The organism is Bdellovibrionota bacterium (assembly GCA_035292885.1).
Classification (GTDB): domain Bacteria; phylum Bdellovibrionota_G; class JALEGL01; order JALEGL01; family DATDPG01; genus DATDPG01.
On sequence record DATDPG010000182.1, the window covers coordinates 1 to 10045 of the forward strand.

Here is a 10045-nt window from a genome sequence, read left to right on the forward strand (position 1 = left end):
GTACTTCATTTGGATCGCGTCTTCGTGTGTGCCTGCGTTAAAGACGATTTCCGACTGCTCTTCCAGCGCCCTGTCCACGACCACCGGCAACCAGTAACGGTTGCCGAAAGGGGGCATGGCTCCGGTTTCGCAATCGGGGAACAGTTCCGTTACTTCGTGCTCATCGGCCAGTCTCAGTTTGTGCTCGTGGAGCAAGTTCGCCAATCGTCGAAGATGAATATGATCGGCAGCCTCCACAACGGCCACGATGTAACGGCCATCGGCTTTCACCAACACCGATTTGGCGAATTGCGTTCTCGGCACATGCATTTGATGCGCGACCTCCCCCGACGTGTAAGCGGGAGAGTGTCTAACGGCGACGTATTTGATCTGATTCTTATCAAGAACATCTTTCAACTGTGCCAAAATTGCCATAGCTCACCTCCAACTTCTTGTTGCCTGTTCTAGCAAAAAACGCCATGACCGGGGTCAATTTTTTTGAAAGGCGTTTCGATTTGCGTTCGCCGCCGTCGCTTTCCGGCCAAAGCAAAATAACAACGGCAAGCGAGTTGTGGGTTTACTTCGATCCGCGCTCGACCCGCTTTTTCGCGGCTTCCCAGCCGTCGATTCCGTCGGGCATCACGAACAGATTCTTATAACCGAATTTTGCCGCGCGCCGCGCGGCATCGTGGCTGGCCATTCAATGCGGGTTCTTGCAGTAAAAGATCAGGGTGGCTTCCTTGTCCTTGGGAAGCGCGTCTTGCGTGAATTTGTTGAACTGAACATGAGTTGCACCGGGGACGTGGCCGGCGAGAAACGTCTCTTCCGTGTTGGCGTCGAAAATAAATACCCCTGGTTTGCCTAGACGGTCCGAAACTTCTTGCACGCTCAGCATATGGAAAGGCTCCGGCCCCGCCGCGAAGCACGAAAACGGCAACGCAAAAAACAGAACCGGAAGCCAACTGCGATGCATGCAAGCAGGCTAGCGAAGGGCGGGCGGAAGATCAAGAAGCGTCCTTCAGCGTGACGGGCTGTTTGGGAGCCGCCGCGATATACGATGGGCGCTCCTTGATTCGGCGACACCACGCGGAGAGATCGCGATATTTGTCGGAGGGAAGGAAGCCGATCAGTGTCAGTGTGCCTGTCAACGGCGCTGCAAGCGCAGCATCCGCGACGGAGAAAATATCGCCGCCGAACCAGGTCCTTCCTTCCAGCTCTTTTTCAAGGCGTGAAAGATGTTCGTGCATCTTGGTTCGGGATTCCTCCGAGAGCTTATGATCTACGTCCGCCTTCTTTTTGCGGATCAGATAGGGAGCTTCGTAATTGAATTCCGCCGAACGAAGGTCGGATAGAGTTCGATAAAGATAAAGATCGGTCGAGTCTTCCAGCATCCGGACGCGCGCCCGCTCGTACGGATCTTTCGGAAGCATCGGCGGTTTGGGATAGACCTCCTCGAGATACTCGTCGATCACCGTCGACTCGTAGACCGTCTTTCCATCTTCGAGTTGAAGAACCGGCGTCAGACGAAACGGATTTAAGCGGCCGAACTTGGAGTCTTCGTTCTTGTTTTCGGGTGGGGCCACCATTTCATAAGGAACTTTCTTTTCCTCTAAGACGATGCGTGTTTTCCAGGAAAACGGGGAACGGTCGTAACCATGCAGTTTGAGCACAGGAGCCTCCTTGATGCCCTGCTCTTTCGCCGGTTCGTCGGCGAAAGTCAATTGGGATCAAAGTCCGCATCGGGGCGGCGCTAACGGCGTTCCGCCGATTTCAGACTCAAATCTCAATGAAACGACCCAACCGAAGATAGTTTGACAAGTAAATCGGAGGGTGTAGGCAACATAGAGTATGAATCCGGTTCGCAATTTCGCGTGCGGGGTTCTGCTTCTTTTGATCGCCGGGTGTTTGAGCTGCGGCGACGATCATAACCCCCACTTTTTACCGGCCTACGCGTACTATTATTCGTCTCCCACGCCTTCCGTCCGGGCGGTGTCGTACCCTAGTCATTACGGTTATTCGGCCTATGTTCCCGTTCAGTCCTATTCCTACGGCTACTACGATTATTGTTATCCGTATTACGGCAACCCGTACTACGGAGCATCACTCAGCGCATACGTATCCTGTCGCCAAGGATATTCGGCAGTCTATGACTTCACCTGTTATTACCCGGCGGCCATCGGCTATTACGCCTCGGCCTCCAGATATGTGGATCTGGCGTTTCTCGATCTGTCGAGATCCGACTGGCGGTCGTTGGATGAGCACGTTCGTTTGGCGCAGAACGCTCTCCCCGCCGGACATCATTCGTTGGGTAAGCTTGAACAAATCCGCCAGAATTCGAGTTACGTTTCCGTGGATCCCAAGTCCGTGGCGAATTCATTAGTGGAAGTTCAGGGCGACTGGAGCACGAAGCTGGCTCGCACCGCCGTTGCCAAGAAGTGATTCAGGGGCAATGGGTGTTTCGCAAAAAGTTAGGCGGGGGGGGTGCCAAAATCTCTCGGGGGCAGAACAAAGCGCGCGTAATAAACCGCCATTGCGTTTCGCGTCGTCGCCGGGACCTCCATGAAATGGAGACCGAAGCCGCGTACTTTCTCATTGAGTCCCGGAATCGGTTTTTCCCCTTCCCAGATCACCTTCCCGGTCAGCGAAACCTGAGCCTGCTGAAAGGGGAGACGGAACCCGAGTTGCAAGATCTTTCCCGCCGGGAACTTCGCCCGGGAGCTTACGAACATGCCGGTCATCGATAAATCCCGTGCCATCAGTGTGGAGATGACGTCGATTCCACCCGGCTCGACGGGAAAACGGACCGGAATACGGGCCGACCGCAGCCGGCCTTTCCTGGCTTCCGTTTCGATCTCCAACGCCCGGATCTGGTCGATCACTTGCGGCGGCAGACTCTTGAATTGAAGCGAGACGAGTGAAATTTCTTTTCGATCCGGGTCCAGGCCGCGCGGCACGATCCGCAGGACCTTTGCGCTGACGGTCAGCGGTCGTTCGTCATGCGGAAACCGGAACTTCAATTCGAGCACGACGCGCGTCTTAAACGGATGGGCGTCGCCCAGAGGAGGTAGGAATTCAAGCACCATCCCTTTATCAGAGATGTAGCGGCTCTGGATTACAGACGCCACTTGCCCGAACTCGGGCGAGACGATCTCAATGGAAATGGGATCGTGCCGAAAAAGATCCGGCGAAAGCGCGACAGGAGTTTCCGATCCCATGATCGCCTCATTATACTCGATTACAGCGCCTTTGTTCTCGGGGTTGATTCGTTTCAATTCTCCGAGTTCCGGGTCAGGGGTGCGGCTCGACCGGAAGCGGTTCGGTCGACTAAGGAAGCCGCTGGGCGAGGAGGGTGCGGATGGGTTTAGCCTTGGAGTCCACGGATTTGCTTCAGAAGTAATAAAGTCATATTGCCCGCAAGAAAAATCAAACCCGCGGTCAAAGCAAGAATGGCCAAACTGACCCAAATTTTTGTCCGATAGCTAAAACGGGGATTCCGCCAGAAAAGAGGAAGGGCCAACGGCCCCACGAAAGCGACCGCAAGTGTAAATGCCCAGAGCCTGTCGATGAATTTTACATGCGGTAGGGAATTCGCAGAGGTCGGTGAATGATTTGCGTTCATGAGCGTCTTTGCAAAGAGATCCTCTTCTTATTCCGCTGAGATTCGGGTCCAGTCAGCTAAAAGGAGTGAAGACTTTTTTGGCCGCAAGTTTAGCGGCCTTCTTCTCCTTTTTTTCCTTCTTCGTGAGTTTCGGTTTGTTGGTCTTGGCTTTGTTCCTCTGACTTTTGTCCGCCATGGGATCTCCTTTTTATCGGTCTTTTTTATGGGCCCAGTATATTCCCTCGTTCGCACGAATCACCCTATTTGAACTTCGGATTATCGCCGCCGGCACCTGGTGCCCCAAGGGTGAACCATGGTAGATGCCGGGTCCGCATGCTTGGAATCGGAAAACTGAACCGCTTGAAAGTCACCCGACGCGTCGACTTCGGCCTTTATCTCGATGGCAAAGAGAGCGGTGAAATTCTTCTGCCCACCCGGTATGTGCCCAAGAACTGCAACCCCGGGGATGCGTTGGAAGTGTTCATCTATTATGACTCCTCGGATCGTTTGATCGCCACGACGGATGCGCCGCGGGCCAAGGTCGGGGAGTTCGCGCGCCTAAAGGTGGTTGGAGTTGAGGCCGTGGGAGCCTTTCTGGATTGGGGACTATCCAAGGATCTTTTACTTCCGTTTGCCGAACAAACGAGCCGTCCCCGAATGGGGGAGGAAGTCCTCGTTTATATCTATCTCGATAACAGCAACCGGATTTGCGCTTCCATGAAGCTCGAGAAGCATCTGGAAAGTGCTCAAGGGATTTTTAGGGAAGGGCAGGGTGTGGACCTATGGATCGGCGCGAAAACAGATCTAGGGTATACGGCCATCATTGCCAAGCACTACCTGGGGCTTTTGTACGACAACGAAATCTTTCAACCCCTCAAGCCTGGTCAACGGCTCCGCGGGTATATCAAGAAGATGCGGGCGGACGGGAAGATCGATCTGACCTTACAGAAAACCGGTCACAAGGCCGCCAGCGAGATCGGAACGAAGATCCTTACCGTTCTGAAAGAAAAGAACGGGTTTCTCGCGATCAACGACAAGACTCCACCGGAGACGGTCTACGATCTCTTTGGTGTCAGTAAGAAGAAATTCAAAGCGGCTCTCGGCGGACTTTATAAGAAGCGTTTGATCATCATTGGCGAGGACGGGATCCGGCTCGCGTTCCATGGCTCATAAACGTTTTAAGGTCGGCACCGTAGCTCTCGAACGTGCTTTATCGAAGCTCGGCCTGGCCTCCCGCAGCCAAGCCCGGAAGCTGATCGAGCGGGGACGCGTGAAAGTCGGAGGCAAGGTCGTTACCGATTCATTGCATGCCGTCCGGCCGGAGAGTGCACGAATTGAGCTCGACGGACAGGCCAAAACGGCTGCGAGAAAAGTGGTCTACATGCTTCATAAACCTCGCGGCACCGTCACGACGACCCGCGATCCGGAAGGGCGTGCCACGGTCCTTGAACTTCTCACCGGGATCGAAGGGCAACTGCATGCCGTTGGGCGATTGGATTTTGCGACATCCGGTCTTCTCTTGCTGACCAATGAGACGCAGCTGTCAGCGTTTCTCTCGGATCCAGCTTCAGGCATCGTTCGAACATACCTTGTCACCGTGCGCGGCGAGGTGAAACCGGAAACGATTCGCGCATGGACAAAAGGAGTCGATGTAAAGGGGGAGCGGCTCATCGCCAAAGAGGTTCGCATTCAAAAAGCGAGCGGAAGAGAGACTCATTTGGTGATGATGCTGACGGAAGGAAAAAACCGAGAAGTACGCAGGCTGTGCAAAGCGGCCGGACACGAAGTCACCCGGCTTCGCCGCGCGGCTTTCGGCGGCCTAGAGTTGGGTGGTCTTGAACCCGGAGCGTTTCGAAAGATCTCAGTGGACGAACTCAGTCGTGCGATGCCGACGATTCCCAAGAAAATCCTAGAGCGCATCTCCTAATCCAGCACCTTCATACGCGAGCTTCGATGGCTTCTGCTTCTTTCTCACCGAATAACGTCGCGTAGGTTGCAAGGAACTTCAGGCGCTTATCTTCCGGCCGTCCAATCGCCTGCGTCATCTCATTCTTGAATCGCTCGACGAGGACTCTTCCTGACACCTTGTTCTTCCTTCCCAGCTCTTCAATGGTTTCAAGGTCGCGACCATCTCCCCGCATCGTTTTCATCAGGATCAAATCATGGAGTTCAGGTACAAACACGCAGAGGCGAGTGAGGTTTAAGCTGCGAAGCTCCTCAAGCCGATCTTCATAATTGTAAGGTGGATCAAAGACGCCAGCCGGGTTTAGAGGTATGTTGAGTTTCGTTGCTTTCTTTGCATCGTCGTAAGCTTTCTTCAAGTCATTAACGGCATTTGCCGTATCAATATCCACGGTAGTCCGAGACGAACGATAGGCCAGGGCAGCCGCTGCCCCGCCGATCACAATGACATCCACAGGCTTCGTTAGGTTTTGGTCGATCGTTGTGAGCAGGCGTTCGATTTCCTCGCGGCTATAACGTTGCATCTCACCCATAAAATTTCTCGAACAACGATCGAAAAGCCTGCATATCCAGGTTCAACAAGAAATGCCATTTGCGACTTAGCGTGTTTCTTCGCTTCTGTGCCAATCTCCTGGAATACTTGTTCTCCGGAGTGGAGAAAAAGAGTTCTTCTTTTCTTCTCCGGTGGTCGAGGAGCTTATCCGCAAATGTTCCGAGCGTTCTCCTGCGCGTAAGCAAACCGGCAACGTCAAGGTAGAATCCTAACGCTTGTAGCTCTCCTTCCTTTCTCGCCACATGACACAGTCTTGGCCGATTTAAATGTGCCCAATGTTTAGCCAAGAGAAGTGGGAAAGTTCGGGCTAAGGAAGGTCTTTTTCTCGACAAATGCAAGCCGAGTCCCAAAGCCACTTCTGGAGGCAGGCGCTTCCCTTGGTTTGTCTGATCCACAGCTAATGGTGCGCCAAGCCCGACGAGGTTCCACTCAACATCGTCATCCGTGACATTTTCCGGGTAGAAATCTTCTGAATCGTGGCTCGGCTTTTCATCTTCCAACAGATCGAAAAAGCGCCGCACAACATCATTCCTTCGGTTCGGTAGAAACGTCACAGTTTTTCCCTTACGTTTGCTTTCGACGAATCCAAGGGCGCTAAGCTTGTTCAAAGTTGCGTGAGTGGTCGAGTAAGGCATTTCAGCGAGGCGAGAAAGTTCGCTCACCGATAGGGGTCTCGACATTCCCGCCACCAACGGCAGTAAATGCTTTTGTGAGCAAGCTAGAAGGTCGGTTAGCATGGAGTAAATATATCATAAATACAGATAGATATATACTACATAAATAGTAATAATATCATTATGTTGAAATTATATATGGCCTTTATAACGTTTGGCTTTGGATCAGCCGTCGAATATTCCGAGGAAGAGCTATGGCGCGCGAGAGAAGAGGGTCGGGGCGTGCGCGATCCGGGATGAGTTTGAAAGGAATTTCACCCGCCCAAACCGGAACGGAGAGATCCTTTTCAAAGTCTTTCGGCGGGCCGGTCCGGGTTTTTCCCGACATATGAGCCGTTGAGATTTTGACGACCGCGACGCTCTTCATTTCTTGCGGCGACGGAAAACGAACTTGACCCCAGCGTCCCGGTACGTATTTGTCGGATATGGCCTTCAAGGCGCGGATCTTCATGGCGTTGGAGGTCACCTTCTTGCCTCTACCGAAGACTGTGACCGACCGATAGTTCATGGTGTGGTTGTAGGCTGAACGAGCGAGGACCTCGCACTCATCTTATGACGTTACGCGTCCCAACGGAATTCGGGACAAGCTCAGCTCGGATGCGGTATCGTACTTTGCCATGGCGACATCGAGAGAGCTCTGGATAACGACGGCCTCAAAATCCCTTCTTCTCCTTGTTGTTGTTTTTATTTTGAGTCCAGTTATCTCTTATCTTTCCACCACTGTTTTTGCCAAGGTGGTCACCGGCGCACCCGATCCGGAGACGTTCGCTTTGTATTATGATCTCACCTCTCTCTCCATTTCTCTGGCTATAGGCACTCTGGTTGCATTTGCTATCTGGAAGGGCACAAGCGAACCACCATGGGAATCGACCACAACGTTTAGAAATATTCGGCTCGCCTTACGAATTGTAGTCCTAGCACATGTTGGCCTTGTGGCTCTTTCCCTGATCAGTCGTCCGATTCCGGCCGTCTCTCAAAATCCAATTGTGGGTTGGAGTACGATCATTAGCTGGTGGCTGCTAACTATTCTAGGCTGGGTCTACGTCCAAGTCCTTTTTAAGAGAATAGGGCGGGACAAACTGGCTATCTATGCTGGAATTTTGATTGGGGTTTATGTTCTGGCGAATGTGCTTCATATGTACATAATTCCCACGTTCCTTCGTGAGACATCCGGCGAACTTGCGACACCCGGCCAGATGATGTCGACCTTCAAACGCTATCTGATCCCTTTTGTTCCTACGATACTCTCTGGCGTATTGATCATTGGTCTGTTGTGGCGTCTTCGGAAGGCGTTACTGCAACGTGGCGCACAACAGGTTTAGCAATTAGGTCACGATATTGCCTTTTTACTTTACGCCCGTAAGCCCTCCGAATCCGACGACCGCCAAGCGCTCTCGATCGACGCCCAATTAGTCGGCCGAGAGGAGGCCGACGTGGACGAAGCGGCGATTACGCATGGCGGAAATCAAGCTGTTCACGCTGCTGAACGGGTAGCGTCTTTCCTGAGTTCACTGAGATTTAGTACCTGGATCTCAATGATGCTGCCCCTCTTGTCTTCACAAAAGATAAAGCCGTTCTTTACGTAAGATCTAGGGTCATTTGCTTAGCACGACATCCAGATTAGAAATGCCTTTCAGAGGTTCTTCCTGGTATCTCCCTTCGCTTCAAGCAGGGCGCTGGCTATTCAAATAGTTATGTTAAGCGCTTTCTTCACTTGCGAAGAATATATCCGATCGAATATAATAGAATAAATGAACCCAGTTCGAAAATTACGGCACCATACCGGATTCACGCAAGCCCGCCTGGCGAAGCTTGGTGGCACCTCGCAGCCGACTATTGCGGCGTACGAATCTGGGGGCAAGAGCGTGACTTTACGGACTCTTGAACATCTGGCCACCGTGTCTGGACTAGAAATCGATATTTGTTATGTCCCCCCCATGACACGTGAGGAACGTCGCAGCGTGAGTCTACATCGGTCGATCGCTAGGAAATTGGCGGCTGAACCAGAGGTTGTGTTGAGAAAGGCGAAGTGTGTTCTTGACAGGATGATCGCGAAGCATCCTTCCGCTTCGCCACTCTTGTTTGAGTGGCGGTTCCTCATATCGCTGCCCGTTGCCGAGTTGATCGAGGTGCTGACCGACATACGACCCCATTCCCGCGAGTTGCGTCAGTTAACACCCTTCGCGGGAGTATTGAGTGCGCGTGAACGAGCGAGCATCTATCGGTCATTTGAAATTGCCTCTGAAGGAAAAAGGAAATGAAGCGCCGGGAATTCGAGCACGCGGTGCGCGCTGCGGGTGCAGTCCTGGGAACCAATGAACTCCTGGTCATCGGTAGTCAGGCTCTTCATGGTTCGAATCCGAAGAAGTTTCCGAAGGAAGCGGAACGATCCGTGGAAGTTGACATTGCCGCGTGGGATGATTCGGACGGGCACAAGGCCGATTTGTTGGACGGGTCGATCGGGGAAGCTTCCATGTTCCACGAAACGTTCGGTTACTACGCTCAAGGGGTGACCGTGAAGACGGCCGTATTACCAAAGAACTGGCGGAAACGGCTCATTCGTTATGAAACACCGGCCACCCGCCCGGTCGTGGCGTGGTGTTTAGAGATTCATGACCTTTGGATCAGCAAGGCCGTCGCCGGTCGACCGAAGGATCTGGAATTCTGCAAGGCACTTCTCAAGGCCGGTGCCGTCGATCCCGGCGTTCTCACGCGGCGTCTCGCGGACGTCAGCGAAATGGAGGATGAAGTGCGAAATGCGGTTGAACGGCGCATCAATCATCGGGACGGGGTTATTCGACGGTCGTAGTCGAGTATACGAACCGCCCGGTTCGTATCCATACCGTAACCTGAAAATCGGCTTCGGACGGAAGAAAGGAAATCCTGCATTTCTTGCCCGGAACACCTTTTAGAATCGCAAAATGAAAGTTATCGTTTTGGTATTGTTGTTTCTCGTTTGTTTACAGGAAAGAGTCCTGGCAGATTCGACGAGCTACCGAATTGTGGCGCGTGCAAACTTTTCCCGTGGTAGTACCCATCGAACCGAGGACTTCTCCTATTTTGTGAAAACCAATGCTTTGCGCACGGAATGGAAGGAACAGTACATTGAACATGACCTCGGCCACACCTGCTCACACGTGATGTTGTTACTTGGTGCCCGACCAAGCAGAGAATGCTTTATTTGGGGAGATGCATGGGGTGGAGGCGCAAAGACGGCGAAGAAAAACTCCGCTTTATGTTTTGGGGGCGGGACTAAACGCGAAAAGAATCCGACGATTT

General features: G+C 52.8%; 15 protein-coding genes and 1 pseudogene. 7 read left to right on the forward strand and 9 right to left on the reverse strand.

Annotation, left to right across the window (positions count from 1 at the left end; all coding sequences use genetic code 11):
• The 4 genes from VI895_13010 to VI895_13025 form a co-directional block, all read right to left on the reverse strand.
• Nucleotides 1–414 (reverse strand): YbaK/EbsC family protein (locus VI895_13010; protein ID HLG20719.1); only part of this gene is annotated, 414 nt, incomplete at its 3' end.
• A gap of 142 nt (nucleotides 415–556) precedes the next feature.
• Nucleotides 557–679, reverse strand: a complete 123-nt coding sequence (locus VI895_13015; GenBank protein HLG20720.1) for a hypothetical protein — start codon at nucleotides 677–679, stop codon at nucleotides 557–559.
• On the reverse strand, nucleotides 680–865 hold the full coding sequence (locus VI895_13020) for a rhodanese-like domain-containing protein (protein HLG20721.1): 186 nt from the start codon (nucleotides 863–865) through the stop codon (nucleotides 680–682). It lies immediately after the preceding gene.
• 118 nt (nucleotides 866–983) lie between these two features.
• The gene (locus VI895_13025; GenBank protein ID HLG20722.1) at nucleotides 984–1649 is read right to left on the reverse strand and encodes a glutathione S-transferase family protein; all 666 of its coding nucleotides are present in this window, start codon (nucleotides 1647–1649) and stop codon (nucleotides 984–986) included.
• A 178-nt stretch (nucleotides 1650–1827) separates the two neighbouring features.
• Between VI895_13025 and VI895_13030 the strand changes: the two genes are divergently transcribed.
• Nucleotides 1828–2418 (forward strand): hypothetical protein, encoded by a 591-nt coding sequence (locus VI895_13030; protein ID HLG20723.1) that lies wholly within the window; start codon nucleotides 1828–1830, stop codon nucleotides 2416–2418.
• 29 nt (nucleotides 2419–2447) lie between these two features.
• On the opposite strand, the gene VI895_13035 is transcribed toward VI895_13030, so the two are convergent.
• Nucleotides 2448–3251 carry a PilZ domain-containing protein gene (locus tag VI895_13035; protein ID HLG20724.1) on the reverse strand — a complete coding sequence of 268 codons (804 nt, stop codon included), beginning with the start codon at nucleotides 3249–3251 and terminating at the stop codon, nucleotides 2448–2450.
• Nucleotides 3252–3650: 399 nt separating this feature from the next.
• Nucleotides 3651–3773, reverse strand: a complete 123-nt coding sequence (locus tag VI895_13040) for a hypothetical protein (GenBank protein HLG20725.1) — start codon at nucleotides 3771–3773, stop codon at nucleotides 3651–3653.
• Between the two features lie 137 nt (nucleotides 3774–3910).
• On the opposite strand from VI895_13040, the gene VI895_13045 reads away from it, so the two are divergent.
• Nucleotides 3911–4750: a S1-like domain-containing RNA-binding protein gene (locus tag VI895_13045; protein HLG20726.1), complete on the forward strand. Its 840-nt coding sequence runs from the start codon at nucleotides 3911–3913 to the stop codon at nucleotides 4748–4750.
• On the forward strand, nucleotides 4740–5504 hold the full coding sequence (locus tag VI895_13050; protein ID HLG20727.1) for a pseudouridine synthase: 765 nt from the start codon (nucleotides 4740–4742) through the stop codon (nucleotides 5502–5504). The genes VI895_13045 and VI895_13050 overlap by 11 nt, the downstream gene beginning before the upstream one ends.
• A gap of 10 nt (nucleotides 5505–5514) precedes the next feature.
• Here VI895_13050 and VI895_13055 read toward each other — a convergent pair whose 3' ends face one another.
• From VI895_13055 to VI895_13065, 3 genes and pseudogenes are all read right to left on the reverse strand, one after another.
• Nucleotides 5515–6072 (reverse strand): DUF6036 family nucleotidyltransferase, encoded by a 558-nt coding sequence (locus VI895_13055; GenBank protein ID HLG20728.1) that lies wholly within the window; start codon nucleotides 6070–6072, stop codon nucleotides 5515–5517.
• Entirely contained in the window at nucleotides 6065–6613 is a 549-nt protein-coding gene (locus VI895_13060) for a hypothetical protein (protein ID HLG20729.1), read from the reverse strand. Before VI895_13060 ends, VI895_13055 begins: the two co-directional genes overlap by 8 nt.
• A gap of 298 nt (nucleotides 6614–6911) precedes the next feature.
• Nucleotides 6912–7292, reverse strand: a pseudogene (locus VI895_13065) (pyridoxamine 5'-phosphate oxidase family protein).
• 91 nt (nucleotides 7293–7383) lie between these two features.
• Between VI895_13065 and VI895_13070 the strand changes: the two are divergent.
• The 4 genes from VI895_13070 to VI895_13085 all read left to right on the forward strand — a co-directional run.
• The gene (locus VI895_13070) at nucleotides 7384–8088 is read left to right on the forward strand and encodes a hypothetical protein (GenBank protein ID HLG20730.1); all 705 of its coding nucleotides are present in this window, start codon (nucleotides 7384–7386) and stop codon (nucleotides 8086–8088) included.
• A 429-nt stretch (nucleotides 8089–8517) separates the two neighbouring features.
• Entirely contained in the window at nucleotides 8518–9027 is a 510-nt protein-coding gene (locus VI895_13075) for a helix-turn-helix transcriptional regulator (protein HLG20731.1), read from the forward strand.
• Nucleotides 9024–9575: a DUF6036 family nucleotidyltransferase gene (locus VI895_13080; GenBank protein HLG20732.1), complete on the forward strand. Its 552-nt coding sequence runs from the start codon at nucleotides 9024–9026 to the stop codon at nucleotides 9573–9575. Before VI895_13075 ends, VI895_13080 begins: the two co-directional genes overlap by 4 nt.
• Before the next feature lie 112 nt (nucleotides 9576–9687).
• Nucleotides 9688–10045: hypothetical protein (locus VI895_13085; GenBank protein ID HLG20733.1), on the forward strand; the 358-nt coding region annotated here is incomplete at its 3' end.